The sequence below is a fragment of the Nostoc edaphicum CCNP1411 genome (assembly GCF_014023275.1).
GTDB classification, from domain to species: Bacteria; Cyanobacteriota; Cyanobacteriia; order Cyanobacteriales; family Nostocaceae; genus Nostoc; species Nostoc edaphicum_A.
In genome coordinates this window covers 4171117-4195519 of the sequence record NZ_CP054698.1, presented here as the reverse complement: position 1 = coordinate 4195519, position 24403 = coordinate 4171117, and the positions used below count along the sequence as shown (strand labels likewise).

16 protein-coding genes and 4 pseudogenes are annotated in these 24403 nt (G+C 37.2%); 6 read left to right on the top strand and 14 right to left on the bottom strand.

Features of this window, described 5'->3' with window-relative positions; translation table 11 throughout:
• Positions 1 to 217 precede the first annotated feature (217 nt).
• Positions 218 to 1234, bottom strand: a complete 1017-nt coding sequence (locus HUN01_RS20135) for a ribose-phosphate pyrophosphokinase (RefSeq protein WP_069074426.1) — start codon at positions 1232 to 1234, stop codon at positions 218 to 220.
• 742 nt (positions 1235 to 1976) lie between these two features.
• On the opposite strand from HUN01_RS20135, the gene HUN01_RS20130 reads away from it, so the two are divergent.
• The 5 genes and pseudogenes from HUN01_RS20130 to HUN01_RS36630 all read left to right on the top strand — a co-directional run.
• On the top strand, positions 1977 to 3722 hold the full coding sequence (locus HUN01_RS20130) for a serine/threonine-protein kinase (protein ID WP_181927682.1): 1746 nt from the start codon (positions 1977 to 1979) through the stop codon (positions 3720 to 3722).
• Positions 3722 to 4402 (top strand): dethiobiotin synthase, encoded by a 681-nt coding sequence (gene bioD / locus HUN01_RS20125; protein WP_181927681.1) that lies wholly within the window; start codon positions 3722 to 3724, stop codon positions 4400 to 4402. Before HUN01_RS20130 ends, bioD begins: the two co-directional genes overlap by 1 nt.
• Before the next feature lie 275 nt (positions 4403 to 4677).
• Positions 4678 to 5985, top strand: coding sequence for a M20 family metallopeptidase (locus HUN01_RS20120; RefSeq protein ID WP_181927680.1), 1308 nt, complete (start codon positions 4678 to 4680; stop codon positions 5983 to 5985).
• Between the two features lie 196 nt (positions 5986 to 6181).
• Positions 6182 to 7207: pseudogene (locus tag HUN01_RS20115) on the top strand (IS4 family transposase).
• Positions 7208 to 7403: 196 nt separating this feature from the next.
• A pseudogene (locus HUN01_RS36630) lies at positions 7404 to 7776 on the top strand (transposase); the annotation flags it as partial.
• Between the two features lie 237 nt (positions 7777 to 8013).
• On the opposite strand, the gene HUN01_RS20105 reads toward HUN01_RS36630, so the two are convergent.
• The 4 genes from HUN01_RS20105 to HUN01_RS20090 all read right to left on the bottom strand — a co-directional run bounded on the left by HUN01_RS20105 (position 8014) and on the right by HUN01_RS20090 (position 11948).
• Positions 8014 to 8958 (bottom strand): glycosyltransferase, encoded by a 945-nt coding sequence (locus HUN01_RS20105; protein ID WP_181927679.1) that lies wholly within the window; start codon positions 8956 to 8958, stop codon positions 8014 to 8016.
• Positions 8959 to 9047: 89 nt separating this feature from the next.
• The gene (locus tag HUN01_RS20100) at positions 9048 to 10205 is read right to left on the bottom strand and encodes a glycosyltransferase (protein ID WP_181927678.1); all 1158 of its coding nucleotides are present in this window, start codon (positions 10203 to 10205) and stop codon (positions 9048 to 9050) included.
• Positions 10202 to 10972, bottom strand: a complete 771-nt coding sequence (locus HUN01_RS20095; protein ID WP_181927677.1) for a class I SAM-dependent methyltransferase — start codon at positions 10970 to 10972, stop codon at positions 10202 to 10204. The genes HUN01_RS20100 and HUN01_RS20095 overlap by 4 nt, the downstream gene beginning before the upstream one ends.
• 40 nt (positions 10973 to 11012) lie before the next feature.
• A complete protein-coding gene (locus HUN01_RS20090) occupies positions 11013 to 11948 on the bottom strand; it encodes a class I SAM-dependent methyltransferase (protein WP_181927676.1) in 936 nt (311 codons plus the stop codon).
• 203 nt (positions 11949 to 12151) lie between these two features.
• On the opposite strand from HUN01_RS20090, the pseudogene HUN01_RS20085 reads away from it, so the two are divergent.
• Positions 12152 to 12316: pseudogene (locus HUN01_RS20085) on the top strand (transposase); the annotation flags it as partial.
• Here HUN01_RS20085 and HUN01_RS20080 read toward each other — a convergent pair.
• The 9 genes and pseudogenes from HUN01_RS20080 to HUN01_RS20040 form a co-directional block, all read right to left on the bottom strand.
• Complete coding sequence (locus HUN01_RS20080) at positions 12312 to 13193, bottom strand: hypothetical protein (protein WP_181927675.1); 882 nt, start codon at positions 13191 to 13193, stop codon at positions 12312 to 12314. The pseudogene HUN01_RS20085 and the gene HUN01_RS20080 sit on opposite strands and share 5 nt — an antisense overlap.
• A 228-nt stretch (positions 13194 to 13421) precedes the next feature.
• The gene (locus HUN01_RS20075) at positions 13422 to 14324 is read right to left on the bottom strand and encodes an SDR family NAD(P)-dependent oxidoreductase (protein WP_181927674.1); all 903 of its coding nucleotides are present in this window, start codon (positions 14322 to 14324) and stop codon (positions 13422 to 13424) included.
• Between the two features lie 186 nt (positions 14325 to 14510).
• On the bottom strand, positions 14511 to 15878 hold the full coding sequence (locus HUN01_RS20070; RefSeq protein ID WP_181927673.1) for a hypothetical protein: 1368 nt from the start codon (positions 15876 to 15878) through the stop codon (positions 14511 to 14513).
• Between the two features lie 4 nt (positions 15879 to 15882).
• Complete coding sequence (locus HUN01_RS20065) at positions 15883 to 17520, bottom strand: cyclic peptide export ABC transporter (RefSeq protein WP_181927672.1); 1638 nt, start codon at positions 17518 to 17520, stop codon at positions 15883 to 15885.
• Positions 17521 to 17817: 297 nt separating this feature from the next.
• Positions 17818 to 18813, bottom strand: coding sequence for an NAD-dependent epimerase/dehydratase family protein (locus tag HUN01_RS20060; RefSeq protein ID WP_181927671.1), 996 nt, complete (start codon positions 18811 to 18813; stop codon positions 17818 to 17820).
• 420 nt (positions 18814 to 19233) lie between these two features.
• Entirely contained in the window at positions 19234 to 21111 is a 1878-nt protein-coding gene (locus HUN01_RS20055; RefSeq protein ID WP_181932750.1) for a TubC N-terminal docking domain-related protein, read from the bottom strand.
• A 188-nt stretch (positions 21112 to 21299) separates the two neighbouring features.
• Positions 21300 to 22323: pseudogene (locus HUN01_RS20050) on the bottom strand (IS4 family transposase).
• 248 nt (positions 22324 to 22571) lie between these two features.
• Positions 22572 to 23906 (bottom strand): phthiocerol/phthiodiolone dimycocerosyl transferase family protein, encoded by a 1335-nt coding sequence (locus HUN01_RS20045; RefSeq protein WP_181927670.1) that lies wholly within the window; start codon positions 23904 to 23906, stop codon positions 22572 to 22574.
• A gap of 179 nt (positions 23907 to 24085) precedes the next feature.
• A complete protein-coding gene (locus HUN01_RS20040) occupies positions 24086 to 24391 on the bottom strand; it encodes a phosphopantetheine-binding protein (RefSeq protein WP_181927669.1) in 306 nt (101 codons plus the stop codon).
• Between the last annotated feature and the right edge of the window lie 12 nt (positions 24392 to 24403).

Below are 24403 nucleotides of genomic sequence, written 5' to 3'. Positions count from 1 at the left end.
CTTGTTTAAATTTAGGTTGATAAAAAATATTTATCCTTCGCCGCCACCGTTTTATGAATGTGCTATTTTTGACACAATTCGAGCGAAAAAAAATAGATATAAGAGTGAAAATTAATTCTGCGTTGCTCGAAATCCTTGGTAGGGACAATTCATGATTTGTCCCTACATCATTTTCACCAGATGTCTGTCAATAAGACGAATGACAGCCTTTTATTTGCTAACGGAACATACTACTGACTGAAGTATCTTCATGAATCCGCCAGATAGTCTCTCCTAAGAGATTAGCTACTGACAGCACCACTAGTTGGGGAAAACGATTGTTTTCTGGAATGGGAATCGTATTGGTGACAATGACTTCCTCAAGCAAGCCACTGGACAACCGCTCCACAGCTGGTGGAGAGAAGACTGCATGAGTTGCACAGGCGTATACTTGACGCGCTCCTTCTTCACGGAGTAATCGCGCTCCTTCTGCGATCGTTCCGCCAGTGTCGATCATGTCATCCACCAACACTGCCGTTTTGCCTTTAACATCGCCGATAACATTTAACACTTCTGCGACATTATGTGCCTGACGACGTTTGTCAATAATTGCCAGTGGGGCATCATTCAGTTTTTTTGCAAATGCTCTGGCTCGTGCTACACCACCAACATCAGGGGAAACAACTACAAGGTCGGGCAGTTGTTTGCTGGCTAGATAATCTAGCAATACTGGCGAACCGTAAACATGATCAAAGGGTATATCGAAATAGCCTTGAATCTGAGCCGAGTGTAAATCCATTGCTAGAACGCGGTTGGCTCCTGCTTCGGTGATCAAGTTAGCAACCAGCTTGGCAGTTATTGACTCTCGTCCTGCTGTTTTGCGATCGGCACGAGCATAGCCATAGTAAGGAATTACTGCCGTCACCTGTCGCGCAGAAGCCCGACGACAGGCGTCAACCATAATCAATAATTCCATCAAATGATCGTTTACAGGTTGACAACATGGTTGGATTAAATAGACATCACAACCCCGAATCGATTCTTGGATTTGAACGTAAAGTTCTCCATCCGCAAATCTTTTGCGAATCATTGGCCCCAAATCCATGCCCACATAACGAGCGACTTCTTGAGACAGTTGTATATTGGCGGAGCCAGAAAAAAGTCTCAGGCGATGATTCTCGGTCAGCCCTGTTGCAGATGGTTGCATTTTGAAAGTTGCAGAACTGAGAACAGCAGATCCTCTATGTGCATTCATAGCAATATTATCATTGGAGATTTAATAGATTTAACCGATAAATAGCCTAAAAAAACATCTGTGAGTTTTGTTAAAGCTTCCATACAAAATTTAAACATTTTCCCATAAAATTATCATTCGCTAACTGTCTAATTTTCTTGGCAAGCAAACTATTGATAGCTTAACGGACATCAAGTCTGTCTACTAGGTCTATAGTTCAAATTTTTTTGAGTTGAGGCAAATACCCTCAATTTATCAAAATATTGGTGTAATAGTTTGCTTCTTCTAAATACCTCATTTATAACTGACAGTAAAGCATTGACAAGTTAAATGATATTTAAGTTTGCTCTTAGACAAGAGAACATTTGGGACTAAGTGTTTAGGGTGTATCTTATTATATTCTATGATACTAGCAATAAATAAATAAACTGGCAGATTTAATTTTAAGTTTTAATTCACACAATAAAATTCCAGAATAACGGAAAAAGGGGAAAGGCTTTGAATACATTCTTTACCCAATACCTCCAACCCCTTTCCCCAGACCGCAAGGAAAGTGAAAAATGCTTATCCGAACCCTATTGTTCTACCTCCTGCCTCCTGCCCCCTGCCTCTTGCCTCCTTAATTAATTTGCGTATACTCCTAACTGGGGGTATTACCCATTAGGTAAGGTAGAATATCGCTGCATGTAACTGTGTTGCCTCTTGGACTTAATCTTTGTGGGTGACTTCCTCCTCAGTTGCTACTACACTCAATCAATCGATCATGCAACCACCCATTACAGTTGGCACTGTCTTGCAAAACCGTTACCGCATAATTCAAATCCTCGGACAAGGAGGATGTGGTAGAACCTATCTGGCAGAAGACCAGAGGCGCTTTAACGAACTTTGCGCGATCAAGGAATTGATTTCAACAGCAACGGAGGCTTTGGCTTTGGAAAAGGCACAAGAGCTTTTTCACCGAGAAGCTGCCATTTTATATCAAATCGAACACCCACAAGTCCCTAAATTCCGGGAAAGATTTGAGCAAGACCAACGCTTATTTTTGGTAGAGGACTACGTTGCAGGTCAGACGTACCGAACTCTACTGGCTGAACGTCAAGCTGTCGGTCAAACTTTCACAGAGGCTGAAGTATTGCGGCTGATACAGTCGTTGCTGCCTGTTTTAGAGCATATTCACAGTCGAGGAATTATTCACCGAGATATCTCGCCAGAAAATATTATTTTGCGAGATAGTGACGCTAAACCTGTGTTAATTGACTTTGGGGTGGTAAAGGAACTGGCAACGCGTTTGCGATCGCCAGAGAGTGCAATGCCAGAAACCACTGTGGGAAAATTAGGCTACTCTCCTAGTGAACAAATGCAAACAGGGGGAGCTTACCCTAGCAGCGACTTGTATGCATTAGCGGTGAGTGCGGTAGTTTTGCTGACTGGCAAAGAACCAAGGGATCTATTTGATGAAAACCAACTAACTTGGAATTGGCAGCGGTGGGTAAAAGTCAGTCCGCGATTTGCTGTAGTGTTGAATCGAATGTTGAATCATATACCGAGCGATCGCTATCAAAGTGCTGCTAGTGTATCTCAAGCACTACAACCTTTAGAGCAAGTCAGTCTTCCTTCCCTGAATGTGTCTAACTTGCAGACAATGGCTGTTGGTCGCCGTCCTGACCCGGTAGCATCACCAGCTTCGCCGAAGAAGAAATCCGATCCTGTGATTCCACCAAGTCCCCCTAGTTCACTCTTGGATAATCCGTTAGCGATCGCGGCAATTGCCATTACTGTAATAATCGTCGCGGGATTTGGTTCTTGGGCATTAGTCAGTTCCATTCGCAGTCAGTCGAAAACAGCAACAGATGAAACGCTTCCACAAAATTTCCCTTCACCAGTAATTTCTGGTGGTACTACATTCACAGCCACACCTACACCTACTAACGATCAACCTGTTGTATCTACTAAGCCCCTCAATCTGGGATCATCGAATAACACAGCCACGGTTGAAGATACTCTCCAAGCAAATCAGATAATCCGGTATACTTTTTCTGGGCAGGAAGGTGACAAATTAACTACGTTTCTTGAGCCAGGAAGCAGCATTTTGCTAACAGTCTTAAGTCCCAATGAACAACCAATTGATCTTAATTCCCGGCAGGTAGCAGCATACGAAGGCACATTGCTGCTAACTGGTAGATATACTATTGAGTTAACTTTGGTTCCAGGAGTTGCCGAAAGCAATTACAATCTCAATGTTTCATTAGAAAAACCAGTCAAACCAATTCCCACAGAAACACCCCTGCCAATTCCGACAGAAACACCGCTACCAATTCCGACAGAGACACCCCTGCCAATTCCAACAGAAACACCTCTACCAATTCCCACAGAAACACCCCTACCAATTCCGACAGAGACACCTCTACCAATTCCCACAGAAACACTCTTCCCAATTCCTCCGACTGGTGAAACGCCAACTTTTCCGCCGGTTGATGAAACACAACCATTTTCTGGCCAAAGAAATTAATGTTAAGCACGCTACTGATTACTGGAACTGATACAGAAGCTGGTAAAACTGTTTTAACAACAGCGCTAGCAGCATATTGGCAAAAATATTACCCGCAGCATAGCTGGGGAATTATGAAACCGATTCAATCGGGAATTGGCGATCGCGAGTGGTATCAAAAGCTGTTTGCGCTAGAACAATCTGCTGAAGAAATTACACCTTTGTACTTTCAAGCACCTCTGGCTCCTCCCATCGCCGCAGCAAAGGAAAATCGCCGAGTAGATTTAGCTCTTGTGTGGCAAGCTTTGTCTAAGTTGCGATCGCATCGTGATTTTGTGATTGTAGAAGCTTTGGGAGGATTAGGTTCGCCAATAACCGAGGAATTAACGGTAGCTGATTTAGCAGGAGAATGGCGATTACCAACAGTATTGGTAGTGCCAGTGAGATTAGGAGCGATCGCTCAAGCAGTGGCAAATGTTGCATTAGCGAGACAATCGCGCGTCAATCTCAAAGGCATTGTGCTGAACTGCGTACAACCCCGAACGGATGCAGAAATAGCCGACTGGACACCACCCCAATTGATCCAATCACTCACGAACACACCAGTTTTAGGCTGCTTACCTTATCTAGATAATCTGACTGACTTAGATAAACTTGCTCAAATAGCATCAGATTTAGATTGGGAAACACTGACACTTTAAGTTGGGGATTGGGGATTGGGGATTGGGGATTGGGGATTGGGCATTAAACATCTCCGAAAATAAATCTACAACCCTTGTGCAGCTTGCGCTGATACCTAATCTGTAGAGATGTCTACTGGGCATTGGTTATTCCCCTTGTCTCCATTGTCTCCCTTGTCCGTCTATTCCCCATGCCCCATACCCAATGCCCCATGCCCCATTCCCTACGATAAACTGGGAAAATAAACTCAGTTAGCGACCTAAGTTAGCTGTACTTAAACTAGTTTGTCTTCATAATGGTTTCCACCTTTCCCAATCCCTCTTCTGTTGATCTATCTCGCATCCGACTGGCGATCCGTTCATTGCAACCGCAATTAGTAGAGTGGCGGCGGCGATTGCATCAACAACCAGAGTTGGGTTTTCAAGAAAAACTGACAGCTGAGTTTGTATCACAAAAGCTGCAAGAATGGGGAATTGAGCATCAAACTGGCATTGCCCACACTGGGATTGTTGCGACCATCAAAGGCAATAAACTCAGCACTCCCCACTCCCCACTCCCCACTCCCCACTCCCCACTCAGCACTCAGCACTCAGCACTCAGCACTCATCACTCCCCACTCAGCACTGACAAAGTTTTAGCGATTCGGGCAGATATGGATGCATTGCCAATCCAAGAACTCAACGAAGTGCCCTACAAATCGCAGCATAATGGAGTGATGCACGCTTGTGGACATGATGGACATACTGCGATCGCATTAGGTACAGCTTATTATCTCCAGCAGCATCGCCAAGATTTCTCTGGTACGGTGAAAATTATCTTTCAGCCAGCGGAAGAATCACCAGGAGGCGCAAAGCCGATGATTGAAGCTGGAGTCCTGAAAAATCCTGATGTTGACGCGATTATTGGTTTGCACTTATGGAATAATTTGCCTTTAGGAACAGTGGGTGTGCGGGCTGGGGCATTGATGGCAGCTGTAGAGTGCTTTAACTGCACAATTTTGGGCAAAGGTGGACACGGCGCACTACCCCATCAAACTGTTGACTCAGTAGTTGTTGCTGCTCAAATCGTCAATGCCTTGCAAACCATTGTCGCTCGGAATGTTAATCCCATTGATTCAGCAGTGGTGACAGTAGGCGAACTTCATGCGGGAACCAAGCGTAATGTGATTGCTGATACAGCGAGAATGAGTGCAACTGTTAGGTATTTTAATCCCAGTTTGAAAGGCTTTTTTAACCAGCGTGTCGAGCAGATTATTGCTGGAATTTGTCAGAGTTATGGTGCGAGTTATGATTTAGACTACTGGTCGCTTTATCCACCAGTAATTAATGATATTAAAATGGCAGAACTGGTACGAAGTATAGCAGAAGAAGTGGTAGAAACTTCTATGGGTATTGTGCCAGAATGCCAAACTATGGCTGCTGAAGATATGTCATTTTTCTTGCAAGAGGTTCCTGGGTGCTATTTCTTTCTGGGTTCTGCTAACCCCGCAAAAGACTTAGCATATCCCCATCATCATCCCCGGTTTGATTTTGACGAAACTGCCTTAGCAATGGGTGTAGAAATATTTGTTAGATGCGTGGAAAAGTACTTTCTTTCAACTTAAAGGAAAGTTGCATATATGTAGATAACAGCAATAATACTAATCTATGATCTGGGGCTTCGAGGCGCGATAATTTCTTTTATACAACTAGAGATCGGATGGGTTAATTTCAGAAGTGTTGAACGGTAAGAAAAATCCGATAAAAATAGCCCAAAATATGGTATTTTTGGGCGAAGGCTTAAACTATATTAGTTTGATTGTGATTATAAATTCATTTCCCAAAATTGTCAAAGATATCTTGAAAAGCCTGCCAAAAAATGATTATCCAGTATTGAATAGTCGTCTATTCTTTGAGTGCTGGCTATCCTATGCTCTGGATAATAGCTTAACAAGTATGCGAGATTTATTTAAGAGATTAAACAATACAGGATTTGAGGTAGATATTTCTACTTTTTTCTAAAGCAAATTTACATCGAAGCCAAAAAACAATTTCAAGGAATTTACCAAAAATTAAATGAATTAGTACAGAAGAAAATTCACAAAAAATTACACGATAAATATGCTATTTGTCCTATTGATTCAACAATTATTACCCTGACAAGTAAATTGTTATGGGTTTTGGGTCATCATCAAGTCAAACTTTTTAGTTCTTTGAATTTAGCTACAGGTAGCCCAGAAGATAACTTGATCAATTTTGGACATGATCATGATTATAAATTTGGTTCCAAGATGATGTCTAGTCTCCCAACTAATGCTGTAGGGGTAATGGATAGAGGCTTTGCGGGATTAAAATTCATTCAAGAATTGGTACAAGAAAACAAATATTTTGTTTTGCGGATTAAAAACAATTTCGTTACTAGAATTTGAGGATGCAACTGGATTAGTCAAAGTAGGTGCATCTGATGAGGCTATTGCCTATAGAGTCATTAATTTTTGTGATTTAGAAACGAAAACTGAGTTCCGCTTAGTGACTAATTTACCAAAGTCGGGAGATGCAGCTGTTAATGATGATGAAATTAGGGATATTTATCGATTACGTTGGGGAGTTGAACTCTTGTGGAAGTTTTTAAAGATGCACTTAAAACTTGACAAATTAATTACCAAAAACGTCAACGGTATCACCATACAAATTTACGTTAGTTTAATAGCTTATCTGATTTTACAGCTTTTATCTATTCCCGCACAATGGGGACATACACTATTAGATAAATTCCGCTATTTGCAATCTTGTATGTGTCAGAAAATCAGCTATGTTCATTGGTTTGAGGAGATGATGTTATGTTGACTAATTTAGCCTTTTTAGAGTTAGTGTAACTATCTATGTAAAGTTTTGTATCAGCATTCAACATTTCTGGTCTCAACGCTACGCATCTATAATAAGTAACGCAACTAAAATAAGATTTTATATCTCATTTTACTGCTTCAATATTAAGACTTACAGGATAAAATTTTCCGGCAACGAAATGTTGATACACAGAATATTAGTTTTGCGGGTATTGGTCACGGCTGGCAGTGTTGGTGAGCGCTAAGGGGGTAAACAAGTTCTCAAATGGTTTAAACAGTCTCATAACCAGGTATTTCGATTGACAACTATTTGGGTCGATGGTGGTTTTGATGGGGAACCGTTTATGCAGTGGGTAATGAATTTTTGCCGTTGGATTGTGCAGGTAGTTCTGCGACCAAAACAAACTAAGGGCTTTACCGTAATTAAAAAACGCCCTTGTCGTTGAACGAACTTTTGGTTGGTTGATGGGATGCCGGCGATTAGTCAGAGATTATGAATTATTGCCAGAAACATCGGAGACTTTTATCTACCTTGCCATTATCCGTATTATGGTAAGGCGGCTGGCATAAGATTTGACTCTTCAAAATTTTTCAAACAGCCTCTTAAGCAAATTTGATAAATGAGTTTACGTTTGCAACAAACGCTTATATATTTTGAGCGATCATAAGCCTACTCCTCAAGAACGCCTAACAATAAAGTTAAGTAAAACTTGGTAATGTATACACTAGTCTCTACAGCATGATATCTGCAACAGGCGCTTTGCGCGATTGCAACAACTGTTGTTATATATAGTTTAACGTGTCGTTTTACTTGCGATTCTCGGAGATATTTGTTGAAGATGATTCAGAAGTTAGTTCCTTCAATGCCATATCTAAACCTCTTATGTAAGCGTCGTGAAGACGCTGCTTATTAGGAGTTAACCACCAACGAACACTATTTTGAAAAAGTTTTCTTTGCCAAGATGTTTTTGTAGGTAGTTTGCCTCGAATAGAATTTAGAATCGTGACTGAGTAGCCTATTCCCTCTACTAATCTTTCAAGATAATCTAGTTGAAGACGGAAAGCTGGAATCAAGTGAGTCATTTTGAGTGCTGTAAATTGACCCATGTATAAACCCATATCACAGGCTGTAAATGCTAAGTCTGAGTCTCCACAAGAGGTAAGTATTTTACCTTTGCGATCCATAGTTGCTCGTTGAGGATTGTTAAGAACTAACTTGCTGTATTTTTCAGCTACAAATTTACGAATGCAAAGCCCAGCGCCACAAGGTGTTATTTTATACTGATTTACCAAGTTTGACCATTTATCTTGATTGAACTCTCGAATTGCTAGCATTTCCCAATATGGTTTTGTCCATTTTGGAGGTTGGACTTCAAATTCAGGTCTAATTTGGCCACCCCAAGCACCTATGAATGGGTAATCTTTACTAATTCCTAAGGCTACCTCAAGGTAATTTAAATCTAAAACGTTATCATCATCAACAAAAACTAAATTTTCTGCTACTGCTTCTTTAATTCCTCGCAATCGAGCAGGAGTTAAACCTAGTTGTTCTTCTCTAATGCAGTAAGATTTAGGATGCCAACTAAGGTCAATTTCTTCAGATAGAAATTTTTCACTACTATTATCAACCAGTAAAAGTTCCCATAGCTCTTTTGACAAAGTTTGAGACTTTAGTGCATCTATGACTCGGACAATATAATTATGTCGAGGATTGTGTGAACATATAATAACGCTGAACAGTGGTTGAGTCATCGATCTTTACAAATTAAATTATGTTAAAGCTTTTTAGCAATTATATTAATTTTAAATTTACAAAGTAAACTTAAAAAAATGAAAACTTATCAGGATTTAACAGAATTAAGTATTAAATTTAATAGTGTTTTCCCTGGTCTTTCATCAATATTGTTTTTTGCATAATTATGGGCTTTTAAACCCATTTGCTGCCAGTTATCTCTATCTAACCAAGCTTTTTCTAAAGCAATGTTCAAATGTTTAGCTGTAGGGGCTTCAGCAATAAAACCTGTATTATTTTCTTCTATCCAATCTGCATTGCCGCCAACATCAGTAACAACTGCTGGACGGCCACATAGCATTGCTTCTACAAGAGATAAGGGAGTTCCTTCTGCTCTAGAAGGAAGTACAAGAATATGATTTTCTGCCCAAATTGAGCGTACATCATTGATATGCCCCATAAATTGAATACGATTTTCAATTCCGTAATGTCGAGAAAGTAACTTCAAATACTCTTCATCTAGTCCACTACCATACAAACAACATTGCCAATCTCGTTCGCGCCATATTTCAGAGCTTAAACTTTTAAAAAGAATATCTTGTCCTTTGTAAAAAGTTTCCAGACGAGCCACACAAGCAAACGATGGAGTAGAAGATTGAGGAAAAGGAACTAAACTATGGTCAAGTAAATTAACAGGATTTTTAACAACAATAGTATTAGAAAGAGAACAAGCAAGATGATGTTCAGCTAGTTTATAATTCTGTTCAGATACAAAAGCAACAAATTTGGCATTTTTAAAAAATTGATAAATTGATTTTCTTTTGACCTGACTTAATAAAGAACTATCAGAATTAAAATGACAGATGATACTGTATGGAATGCCACTATAATGAAGTAATTGACGTAGACCAAGAATATGGGCAACATCATAGCTACCGCCTTGACTAATACAAATAACATCAGGTTTGCAGGTAAAGACAGTTGGGTAATTTAATAGCAGCGATAACAACTGCTGTGTTGAGGGTTTGGCAACACAGTTAATTACTGTTTTAAGAAAGTAAAGTGGTTTAAAAAATCTCGGTCTCGGCAGTAGGCAAGCACCTAAATCTTTTAATTTTTTTACGGTAGTATGACTAATAGACCAATCACAAATTGAGATGAATACTTCGTGTCCTTCATTTAAAGCTTTTTCTGCTATAGAAGCCCATAAATACTCACTTCCTCCCCAAGGAGAACCTTCCATAGTGGAGATAATTGCTATTTTCATTGTTTTTCAAAAAGAATAATATTACTCATATAAAGAGGACTGTTAAGCTTAACATTAGCTTGCAGTCGGCGACTTGCAATAATTTTAAACAAAATATGACCAAACATGAGAACTATTATATTTAGAAAACAATTACTAAAACTTTTACTTAATGGCGTAGGATGACAATTTGCTATCAAAGTACCAAGTACATCCCATGCGTCTCCTGCTTGTACTTGATGCAGAATCTTTAAACGAAAGCGATTTCCAAAATATTTCAAAGCATAAGGAGTTGGTCTCCAAAAGTCATAAGGTTCTTCATGTAATTGATAAAAATGAGGACAGGTGATCAATAATTTTCCTCCTGAAGCTAAAAGTTTTGTAAAGTTACTAAAAGCCATATCCCAATCAGCTACATGTTCTAATACTTCAGTACAAAAAATAAAATCAAAGCAACCCAAATCTATCACTTGAGGTGGCAGTATTTTATCAATTTCACACACTATATTAACTGAGCTTTCTGGATTTTGTTGAGCATCAAGACTACTATAAATGTATCCTAATTTTTCTAAATTTATACGAAAAGGTTGACGACCACATCCTACATCTAAAACACGAGAATTAGAAGTAACAGGTTGACAATACGTGAACAATATTTCTTCTATATACCTTCGTAATAAAGGAACCATAAATTCCTCTTGTGGCCATGCTGGTTTATAGTCTTGCCTCTCAATAAGATTAGGCCTTTTAATTTCAAAATCAGACTGATGATTATCTATTCGTGCCATTATTTTTTCCATATTTTAGGTTATTAAAAACTAGTTTTTTCTAAATTTTTGTGTAAACTGCTAAAATATTACGACCTTGAATAAATTGACAAACCAGACTTTGTAAAAGCCATTTTATTTGAGAAGTTTTGGAAGTTTTGAGAGATAAAAACAAAAAATTGGCCGCTTTATTTAATAAATTTGACTCTTGGTTTAAATTTTCACTTATTACTTGAAAATAGTAATTATATTCATGCTGATTAAGCGGCTCAATAAAAATTTTATCTAGACGAAGACTAAAAACTTTTTGTAAATTTTTCATTGATTTCAAATTCCATAACCCCATATGGTGAGGTGGTAGATTTAAAGTGTGATATTTATCGTACCCATATAAAAATGGATTATTATTAGGAACCCCAATAATTAATTGTCCGCCAGTTTTGAGAGTTTCAATAGAGGCTTGTATAAAAGCTTGAACTTGAGGAATATGTTCTAAAACTTGAAAATAGCAAACAACATCATAGCTTTCAATATGATCACGAGCATGTTCGCAAATATCTTGTTTGAGTACATTAATACCTTGAATTTTAGCTAAATTAGCTGCATTCTCATTAAATTCTAATCCAGTACAAAATATATTTTTATTTTTTTGTTGCAGTTTTTTAAGAAAATCCCCTTTACCACAGCCTATTTCTAAAACTGAACTATTTGACTGGAAAAATTTTTCAGCAATTTTATGTTCCCACCGTAAAGTATAATACCATGATTGATTTTGTAGCTTTTTATATAAATCGCTATGACCAACAATATCAAAAGGAAAATAAAATCTGTATTCTGTATCTAGACATTTGTATATTCTTAAAGAAGAGACATTTTTAAAATAGTTATTTATGTCTATCTGGTAATCATCTTTATATTTATTAATTACTAATTCAATATCTAACTCTTCTTCAAGAACTATATTATCACTATTTGTAACTGGGCTTTTAATTCGCATATTTTACTCCTTTAGTTGATTGATATTTTTATTTTCTAAATATCATGTTATCTATAGAGATACTCAATTGCAAGCCATATGCAACTCTAAGGTAAAGATTAGAGGAGGTCTTAGAGGCTGTTTGAAAAGTCGGGTAGTTTGTAAAAAAAAACTTTCTCAGTGTAAGCTGCGAATAGCAAAAAACACAGCACCGAGAGAGCGATATGAGTAAAGCTTACTCCAGCAACCTGACACGTGTTCAATATGAATTTTTAAGTGACCTAATTCCAGAAGCTAAAAAAGGTGGTCGTCCGCGCGAAGTCGATATGTGGGAAGTTCTCAATGCAATCTTTTATATTCTTGTAGAGGGAGTTCAGTGGCGCTCTATAGCTCAGATTTCGCATTCAAACTAATCTCTTTGAGTAACTTTGCAAAACGAGGTATGTCAACTAAAAATGAGTAAAAACTGGATAATGAGTTATGTTTTTTAAGTCCCCAAGGTGTTAGCTTCCAGGTTGCAACAAACCCATTAGCCATATGCACATCTCCGGCTAACTTGGCATTTTGTTTAGCTTCGTCACCTTTAACATAAGCCACACCCCGACCACCTGATAAGTGAGTATAGTTATGATTCTGGTGTATGGCTGTAACCACATCTGTGGCGTCAACAACGGGCATTCCCAATTTCCGGGCATAATAAACCATCCAATGATCCCAATGACCCCTTCCAACAGCAAAAGATGGAATTTCGGCATAGAGTGGCTTGGGAAACACAAAGTAATCCATACACACAATTGATGCTAATGCCCCTTGTTTTAAAGCAAAGTGACACAGATCTGTATCCCAATCAGGTAGATCAAAGTTCAGCAGTTCTGTAATATTCACATCAGTACGCTGTCCAATCATTATAAAATGATGGAAAGATGAGGTTTGCAATTGCTTGACAGCTACCAAAAAATCATTTAATAAAATAATGTCAGTATTTACATAGCTCAGAATAGAACCTTTAGCAAGTTCGTGAGCTTTTTGAAATATACCATCTAATAAAGGTGTACCATATTCATTTAACTGAATATTTGGTATGTGAATCACATCCAATTTTTGAGAAGTTTCGTGGATACCTTCGTCGTTGCCAAACAAAAGAATCTGTGGTTGAGGAGAAAGCAATTTCCAACTCTTGATCGCGTTCTCCTGGATAATACCAATATGTCCTTTAAAGGCTTTAGGTACAGTAAAAATTGTAATTGGTTCTTCAGAAAAATACATTAACTTTATATCCTAGATTAGTCTGATTACAGAAAGTTATATGTCTGAAATTGGTATTAAAATTGACCATCTGAATTAGATTTTTGATAGCTTATCGATAATGAATAGCGATCATTATCCTTATATAGATACATCTGGTATGAGTCTATCTATTGCAAGAGCGATCGCCATTACACATCGAGGTAGCCTAAAAGTTATAAACGGATCTAAGTACTGCTGTAAATTTCCTTATCTACTTATAAGCAAATTATTAAGAGGACTTAACTGTTTTTGTGACGTTGGCGCATTGCTCTGATCTGTGGCAAAAGTTGTCGCATTTGCACGCCTTCGGTTCAGCCTAACTACATCCAAGCAATGATAAACTGCATCTACAAATTCTGGAAAAAATTGCCCAGTAGCAAACATTAGTTTCGCCATGTTTTCTGTTAACAGATTTTTATTAACAATTATTTCTGCCTTGTTTTGTTTAATAGCTCTAACTACTGCATTTGCTACATCTGTTGGTGTAGATATACTGAGTAACCAAGGAGCGGGCACGCGGCTATTAACAGTCATGCCAGTTTCAGAGATATATCCTGGACAGATCACCGAGATATTTGTATCAGTAGCAGCTAATTCTTGTCGCATAGCATCAGTCCACATAATCAAACCAGCTTTACTCGCAGAATAAATGCTGTTGTAAGGGACTCCCTTTTTACCAGCTAGAGAAGCAATATTAACAATGTGACCACTACGACGCTCCAACATGCTTGGCAGAAACAAACGGGTTAATTCGGTAGCAGCCAGTAGATTAATTGTTAATATTGACTGGAGATCCTCTAGAGAATAATCAACGAAATCTCGGTAAATTTCTATCCCAGCATTATTAATTACAATATCAACCGAACCAACAGCTTTATTAATCTGCTGTTTGAGAGTTGATAATTCTGTCACGTTTTTAATATCAAAGGGAATACTTATCCCTTTTCCACCTAAAGCTTTGATTTGAGCGCATGTTGTATCTAGTCCGGACTTAAAACGAGAAACGCAAACCACAGTTGCATGTTCTCTAGCTAGAGCGTGGGCAATGTATACTCCTAAACCGCGTGATGCACCTGTCAAAAGTACTGTTTTACCTGTTAAATTTGTCATGCTAAACACCTTAAACCTTATCCTGTTGCTGTCAAATTATTTCACGAGTCAAACCTAAATGACAGCGTTTTTAGATAGCTTACTCCATCTGCTATTGCAGCATTTTTATACTGTGGTTATATGAATTAATAAGATTAACTCAATAAGCTACAATGCTGCACTATATTTATCAGTCTTATATTATTTTCACCAAAAAGCTTTTGCTTCGCTGCCTTGTAACACATCATGATTTTTCCTGCTTTTTTTTTGGATTTTTTGAAAAGTAAAATACGCAATTGTTATCAGTTTTATTTTGTTAATCACTGTAGAAAAGTTGATTTTATCATTGGAAATTACTAGTTTTAAAAATGCAATTGGTCTAGTAAAAGTAAACCAAGGAAATCCATAACTCACCAATGATTTAATGTTATGTTCTCCATAAAGTAATTTTAATGGATAAGTAGAAACTAGCCATCTATATACTTGTTCTACCCAAGCTTTTTTTGGTGGCTGTTCTATTGTCATATCCGTCATACTAGGAGTTCTATTTGTAGAAATAACATCTAAAAATATGTCGCCTATAAAACCTGCACATTTGGCTAATATAGTGAGTTGAGTATCTTCACCTCTGATACCTGGGTAATTTCTAGAAATCACTACTAACAAGCTAACTATTACATCAGTTCTACCAAATGTGCCTCCTCCCCATTTACACTGAAAGCCGCTGAATCTACCATGAACAATATCTATAAACCATTGAAGAGGAGGCACTTGCTCACTAAAATTAGGTAGTAAAACTCTAATTCCATCTACTATTGCTTTTTGGTAAACGGCAAACTTATTTCTTGTACCTAAAATATCGATTTCAGGGTGATTTTGTAGTTGATTTACGATTAATTTTAAGCCATTCGAGTCTGTATCTATAACTGAAGAATTGTGTGTCACTAAAAACTGAGATTCAGCATCAAAAGTCACTAAAATGGCAGGTGGTATCCATCCATTTTCTATACTATTGAACAGTAATGAACCATAAATATCTCCCAAAACTCGAATTTTACCTGCGGCGTATTGCCCCTCTTTTTGATGGACTACAAATATCCTATGTCTAGATTGATGAGGTTCAATACTACTTAAAAAATAGGGTTTACCTTTGCATACTATATTGTCAAATATTGTTGCTGGGATATTGTTGGCTAACTTATCCTCAGTATATAAATGAATGACTTGAACATCTGGCAGCAAAGTAAAACGGTCAATAATAATCGGACATTCAAAACCATTATTCAGACCGATTACTATATCAGCCATCATCCCGGTTTCAGAAATTTGTTGAATGATTTTAGGGATAGTATAGGGTAAATAATTTTCGGCTCCTTTGGCAGCTGCTACTACTCCTAATATTCTGGTTTTGTCGAAAGTATTATTAGTTTTAGCCTGAATCCAAGTTCTGTAATACAGAACGGATTTTACATCTGCTGCCAAAATTTTGTCTTGTTTGCTTTGTAATGCAAGTTTTTCTTTTCTTAAAAAATTGCTGGGGCCCTCTGAAGCTTCTACTAAGTTATTCAAAAACATTGCTTTACTCCTTTCCAATGTTTAAATGTTCAGTTTTTACTTGTCCGTATTCCAGCTTGACAATCCGATCTGCTAGGTAAAAATATTGGTCGTCATGACTGATAACCAGTACAGTTTTACCTCTATTCTTTAGCTCTGCCAGAAGTTGAGTGTAGAAAATTTCCTTAAATACAGGATCTTGATCTGAGGCCCACTCATCAAACATATAGATAGGACGGTCTTCTAAATAAGCAGTAACTAGAGCAAGGCGCTTGCGCTGTCCTTGAGAAAGGTCGGTGGTAGAAAGTACTCCATTATTGACCTTAACTTTATGGTCTAGTTGCAGTTGAACAAGGTACTTTTGAGTCTGAATATCTAGATCGTTACTATCCAAACCCAGGAAGCGATCAAAAAGATAAAAATCGGAAAATACTACAGAAAATTGCTGGCGATACCACTCTAAATTATGATTATCGATGAGATTGTCATCTAGATAAACATTTCCTGTTTCAGGAATGTAAAGACCAGTAATTAATTTAGCGAGGGTAGACTTACCACTACCATTACCTCCTACAATAAAAATAAGTTCTCCTGGATGAAATTTCAAGTTAATAGGCCCAAGGATAAAGTTGCTTTCTTCTCGCTCTTGATAATAAGTATGAGTTACACTTACTAGCTCTAAGCAGCTCCAAGATTTATCTGATGCCAGTAAAATATTGTAACCACTATCGTTTGAGTAATTGGCTAATGAAAGTCCTAAAGAATCTACTTTTTTTAAAGCAACTAAAGCTCTAGTTATACTAGGCATCATACTCATAATGTACTCTAGAGGTGATATTAAATAAATAATAGTTAGGGCATATGCAGATAAAGTTGTCGCATGAATTTTATTGATAGTAGGAATGATGAATAAAAGTAACCCGATAGCCACAAAAAATAGTATTTGTCCCCAACTAGCAGCAGCAGCAAAGATACTCATACCCACAACATTATGATGACGGGATGATAAGGCAGTGGTATGAAAATCTTCAGAGAGAAATGCTTGGCGTCGACTATGATTTAGCTTAAGTTCTTTTGTGCCTTGAGTTACAGTACGGAAATGCTTAAACAATCTATCTTCCTGTTCACGAGCCAATTTTAGAAAAAACATAGCTTTCTTCATTGGTAGCGAATAGCTAAATATTCCCAAAAACATAAAGCTAATACCTATAAGGAAGACAATTTTAGATAACCAGCCCAGATAAATTAGACAAGCAATCACAATGGCAATGTTAATACATACAAAAGGAACAGTAATAATTGTGTTAGAGATTGTTTGAATATCTTCAGTGAGGACGGCTAAAAGACCATGAGCACCGATTTGTTCTAAATGACGTAAGGGTGAGGCAAGAATACGGCGGGTTAAAAGTATCCGCAAATTGAGAATTGCTTTTTGTGAAAGTTGGATTAATAGAAATTGAGAAGTAAAACTAGCAATTAGTCGTATTAGACAAAGACTAACAAAACTCCAAATCAATATAGTTTTTGATGGGTGGTTTTGGCTCAATGTCATATTAATTAGAGCAATTAAGCCAGCAGCAGTACCGCCACTGAAAATACCAGCTAACATTGCAAGACTAAGGTGGAGAGAAGAAGTACGTAATAGAAGGTGGATCAGGTTCATAAGTAATTAACAATCCACAGCATTCGGTCTGACGCAAAGAGTTTTTTTGAAGAGTAACTAAGCAGATATATTATTTGCCTAATCAACTCCTTGATAAAGGATATATTTTAGACATTGGGCTGCCATCAATTTGTACTTAGTGAATCGTTCTTAAGATGGTCTAACACTTGGTATTTATGGTTGATGGTTTAACACTTGGTATTTATGGTTAATGGTCTAACACTTGATATGTGTGGTTGATGGTCTAACACTTGGTATTGAAACTTTATAAATCGACTACAGCGACTAAATTATCATTTAGATGTCTGCTTTTTGTAGCCATTCTTGTATGCGCTGCATCCCCTCTTGCAAATCAATTTTGGGTTTATAATCCAAAAGACTTTCTGCTTTAGCAATTGAATAAGCATAGGGACGAGTGATAAAATCTATAGATTCCGGCAAAATATCGGCTTTTTTGCCAAATAGTTTCTGTCCTTGGGAACGTAGTTTTATCAGAAGTTTGAGTTCATCTTTTTGCAGAGATATGGGTGTAGGCGTACCTGCCATTTCTACCAAATGGGTAAAATATTCTTTCCAAGATGTTTCTTGTCCATCAGTGATATTAAATATTTCACCGTAGGTTTCTTTTTCGATCGCCAAAAAGATAGCATCAATCAAGTTGTCTATGTATACGTGATTGATGACTCCCCTTCCATCATTGACATAGACAAATTCTTTTTGACGCATCATCAAAATGGGTCGGACTATCCAAGGAATACTTCCTGGCCCATAAACATCACCTGCTCTAATGATAATGATGCCAAAATCTGGTGGGGAATTTAGTGGTAATATTGCTTCTTCGGCTTCTATTTTCGTTTGACAGTAGGGATTATTATCTCCAGACAATGGCCCAGATTCTGTAATGCGATCGCAATAATTGAAGCCGTAGACCATCCCACTTGAAAGATGCACAAAGGTTTTAACACCAGCATTCTTAGCAGCTTTAGCTGTATTGACAGTGCCGCCAACATTTACCTCGCGAAAATAGTCAAGTGATCCACCTTCTTTCGCTAGTTCAGCCGTATGTGCAACTACATCTACTCCCTGACAAGCAATTTTGACAATAGCTGAGTTAGTAACACTACCAGCAATCACCTCAATGTCCAGCTTTTGCGCTTTTTTTGCTTTAGCTTTATCTGGGAAACTTTGCAGCCCACGGACTTTCATTCCCTTTGCTATGGCTAACTCAGCAAAGCGCAAGCCGATAAACCCATTAATTTCTGTGATGAGAAGAGTTTTGTTTTCGATATTCACAGATTTAATCTACCACTGTATTGCTGGTTTAATTTCAGGTGCGTCATTGATTCTCACGTATATAGTAAGAATGTTTTTAACACTGCCTAATAATCTCCTCCAGTTGTGATTTATAAGCATATTATGACGGCGAGATACTCAATCGCAACTCATATGCAACTCATATGCAACTTGATAAATACTTGAGCAATTTTTGATCCAAACTAAAAAGTCATTCGTGTAAAAATGCTAGAGCGTTATTTCTAGCATTTTTATACGAATGACCTAAGTTTAATCGTGATTGGCTGCTGTATCCTATCCCTACTCTTAAAGCTTGCTACGTGCAGGTATTCCGTAGCAAAGCAAATCACCTTTTTTAAGGCTACTTATATAGCAATCCTAACGACTAAACAGTGATAATTAAGAGCCTATTTCACAAATTTAGATTCTGTATTCTTCTACCTTTGATTTGAGAGAGGTAAAATGTTTTCCACCTAGTTCAATTTCCCCATCTGCACACCCGGCTTTCAATCTGTCGACTAGATAATCCAAATCATGAGCTATAAAATTTGTGCCATGATCTGGTTCTATCAAACTAACTAAAGATATATCTCTTGCTTGTTTGCCAGCCAAACTAGAAATACCCAGAAAGTTGAATACACCAGATTCATAGGTTCCACAAGGTACTGAAGGATTATGTACTCCAACACAGTATTCATTTGGTTTAAACCAATCAAATGCTGGGTAGCCGTGGAAATGAACAATTGCCGCACCATCTTTAATTAATTCTGGTGTATACAAAGCCGCCGAAAGACTAATCGCCAGCATGACATAAATATCATAAGAAGGTTTCATATCTGCTAACTCCGACTGAATCACTTTAGGTAGTTGGAGATATAGCTTTTCTTTCAAACCAATTCTGATAATATCATCAGCGATATTCAAGTTTGTTTTATTTGACCCTGAACGAGAACTTACAAGCCAAATATCAGGTACTTGCCTAAATACATATTCTTCTAGTAGCTTAATTTTGACATAGCGTCTACCTTTTTCATTTTGACGAAGTTCGTTACTACTAAATCCTTTAACAGGTAATAGACCTTCCCACTCATTTTTAGTTAATTCTATATCTCCAAAATATTGTGGAGGTTCAGCATAGGCAACAAAGCCATAGGAGACACCTGTTCTACCATTTATAATGACGCTGACAATATCTCTGTGAGATTTTCTTTTGATAACTTCGTCTAACTTAAAACCAGGTGGGAATAAACCTGTCGATGCTAATTGTTGACCCAGTTTTACTAATTTAGGAGCGTAGATAGATTCTTTAGGATTATATTGTCCTAGCTCAAATCGACTCAACAAAAGTGGTGCAATCGGTACAAAAACTTTAGGAATTAATGATTTCAATACAAACCTATCTATCTCATTTTTAGAGAAAATAGAGTCTGATAGATTCATGTTTAATATAGAAATTTTGTCAGATGATACTCCAACAACAATCTCTGAAAATGTTCTAATTAAAGTATTTAAGCCAATATTTATTTTCTGCTTATACGGAATAAGAGGGTTGATAAAATCATGATCTATATCAGTAATTGTAATTACTTGTGTTTTGCTAGGATTATCAACATACTTAGCTGCATGATCCTCAGCCCAACTGCTTAATCGAGCCATTTTTATAACAGGTATTTTACGACCATTTAAAACGAATTTAGAATAAAATTGATAGAGAGCCTCTGCTGCAAAGATACCAACTTTTCTTAGAATTGAATGAGGTATTTCTACATCAATAATTGCATTAACTTCTGATTTAACCCCTTTGAACTTGAAGTTTTTTCTTTTGTTAATTACTGGAATTGTTAGGTCATAGTTAAATTCTGCGATCGCTTCTTCCCAAGTTAACACTTTAACACCATAATTTATCAGTTTAACCTCCAATTCTTGGCGGAATTTCAAAATTTCTTGATTGTTGTAACTATTAGGTAAAGGTTTAAATGTAACTATCAGTTTTTGAGCCATAACTTTAGGATCGATAATTGGTGGCTTATACTCCACTGTTGATTGTTCTGTAAATCCCCCAATTAGACGACCAATGGTTTGTAAGTTGAGTCCTTGACTTAAAGGAACACACTCTAAGTCAGCAGCCACATCCATCTCGTGTAAAAATGCCACAATCTCTGCTTTACAAGCGACTATTTCTGCTTGCATTTCTAATGTGATGACTCCTTTTGGTGAGCGAATCTTTAATTTGTCGTTATCAACCCATAAATGAACACCTTGTTCAGTAAGATTTGCGACAAGTTTTGATGCGTTCATTGTTTTAGAATCTCCTAATTGGTTCAAAATATTCATTAAGTAGTTATTGGTCATTGGTACATACGCCGGGACGGAAAAACCAATGCCACGTTAAAGAGTGAGAGTCGTATCTCAAGGACCAGAAATGTTGAATCTTGATACAAAACTTTACATAGATAGTTACACTAACTCTAAAAAGGCTAAATTAGTCAACATAACATCATCTCCTCAAACCAATGAACATAGCTGATTTTCTGACACATACAAGATTGCAAATAGCGGAATTTATCTAATAGTGTATGTCCCCATTGTGCGGGAATAGATAAAAGCTGTAAAATCAGATAAGCTATTAAACTAACGTAAATTTGTATGGTGATACCGTTGACGTTTTTGGTAATTAATTTGTCAAGTTTTAAGTGCATCTTTAAAAACTTCCACAAGAGTTCAACTCCCCAACGTAATCGATAAATATCCCTAATTTCATCATCATTAACAGCTGCATCTCCCGACTTTGGTAAATTAGTCACTAAGCGGAACTCAGTTTTCGTTTCTAAATCACAAAAATTAATGACTCTATAGGCAATAGCCTCATCAGATGCACCTACTTTGACTAATCCAGTCGCATCCTCAAATTCTAGTAACGAAATTGTTTTTAATCCGCAAAACAAAATATTTGTTTTCTTGTACCAATTCTTGAATGAATTTTAATCCCGCAAAGCCTCTATCCATTACCCCTACAGCATTAGTTGGGAGACTAGACATCATCTTGGAACCAAATTTATAATCATGATCATGTCCAAAATTGATGAAGTTATCTTCTGGGCTACCTGTAGCTAAATTCAAAGAACTAAAAAGTTTGACTTGATGATGACCCAAAACCCATAACAATTTACTTGTCAGGGTAATAATTGTTGAATCAATAGGACAAATAGCATATTTATCGTGTAATTTTTTGTGAATTTTCTTCTGTACTAACTCATTCAATTTCTGATAAATTTCTTGAAAGGGTTTTTGTGCACGGTGAGAACTGGCTTTGGAAAAGGTAGAAATATCTACTTCAAATCCGGTGTTATTTAATCTTTGAAATAAATCTCGCATACTTGTTAAACTGTTATCCAGAGCATAGGATAGCCAGCACTCAAAGAATAGACGACTATTCAATACTGGATAATCATTTTTTGGCAGGCTTTTCAAGATATCTTTGACAATTTTGGGAAATGAATTTATAATCACAATCAAACTAATATAGTTTAAGCCTTCGCCCAAAAATACCATATTTTGGGCTATTTTTATCGGATTTTTCTTAACGTTCAACACTTCTGCTCAAGGACTAATGACTCTCGTGTTGCGGTTTGATTTCTTAGCCTCTGAATTGAGCAATGAATAGTCTAGTGCCCCAAGGCTTAATTCGTAATTCGTAATTAATTGTTTGCCAGGGTTTTAGACATTTAAAATTGGTGGCTTATTTACATCGTGTGGTACTAGTTGCATGTTAAACTAGAGTCTAAATTTAAATTGCAAATCTCAAGAATATAAGACATAACATTATTGACAAGAGTCTCCATAGTATTCTGACTGATTGAAGGTTCAGAAAAGACAAAATTCAACAGCATTTTCCCTTGAAAAGTTGAGGCGTGGATAATAAAAATACCTGCATACAAAGCATGGGAACCAGCAAAACTTATTTCTTCTAGTTCAAATTCACCGTAATGTTTCGGAATATTGACTCTGCCAACATTAGAAACAGACACCGTGGCAGCTACTTGCCTGGGGTAAATAAAACAAAAATCTATAAGATCCTTGGCAATCAAAATCATTTTAAAGAGATCACCAGATTTTTTACTAACTTCAAGCTTTTGTTTTACCTCGCGGGCTAATTCCCATAGGGACGTATTTTTTTCTATGGTATGAAATTCCATGATAGAGGAGGCTAATACAGCCATATGATTATCACTAATTGCTGGTTCAATAAGTCTCCTCAAATCAAAATATGATAGGCAATTTACTCGTATATTTTTTCTATTCCCTTTAATTATTTTTCTCCCTATTGTAAACATCATTACAGCGCACAATGCACTATGTACTGTTGTATTTTCTTGCCGACAATGATCGACAAACTTTTGGGTTAAATCTTGGTCAAGTTGTCTGTGGATAATATTGCAACGACGCTTTGCAATAGATAGGTACTTTTCAAAACCTAATGTTTTTGGTCGATTCCAGATTTTTTTAAATCCAAGTTGCAACAAAAATATAATGCTGTTTATCCTACCTTTAAACCCTTTAGTCCATTCGGGCATTAATTCTTCGATGGGTGGAAGCGGAGTTAAGCTAGCAACTGGGTTGATTGGTTCACCAGACACAATTTTTTGGCAACAAGTCAATATTTCTGAGTGAAGTTGGATGGATGATAAACCATCTGCGATCGCATGGTGTATTGTTGTAATTAGGTAAGTTATGTGTTCATCACCTAAAAGATGCACAAGAACCACTCGTAGCAGACCTTGGCTACTATCAATTCCTTTGTTCATCTCTTCATAAACCACTTCTTCCCACTGCTGATTATTTGACTGCCTTACAACCCGTAAAGCAATCTTTGCGGTTCCTTGATTTTGAAAACTGAGACTGTTATTAGAACAAACAATTTGAGAATTTAGACGAGGGTGACGAAACTGAATCACGTCTAAAGCTTGTGTTAAAGTTTCTTCGCAGATATAGCCCTTGATACGACTAATAGTTACGATGTTCCAGGTTTTAGCACGGCTATTTAAGATTTCCATAGCTTGCTCGATTCGTCCCAGTTTTCTGTTGTAAATCATATTTACTTTTGATTTGTTCTAACGACTGATGTTTGCAAGCCTAGTTATTATTGAGGGTGTCGTTATTCTTCGAGAAGCTAAACAATCTGTTAAGTAAAGCTTGCTAAAAGCCTGGATATATCATAGTTTCAAACTATCAAAAGCTTATTGTGTCAACTCTTCAAGAACAGCTTTGACGTTCAAATCTCAAAAATCTCTGACTGCGAAGCTTTAGATTCTTCAGCTAAACGCTGGGATAATGTTTCAATAGTGGGGTAATGCCACAATAGGATTGGAGATAGCTCAAAACCAAACAATTTCTCTGCTTTGCTAACAAGAAACATTGCCTGCGCTGACTCTAAACCGTAACTATCTAAGGGCTGACTGACATCTATATCTTTGGGTTCAACTCCTAACTGCTCGGCAATATGAGATACTAACCAAGCTTGAATTTCTTCTGCGGTATAAGACTGCTTTTTAGTTGTCTCAGGAGTAGAGTGACTCATTTACACACCTCT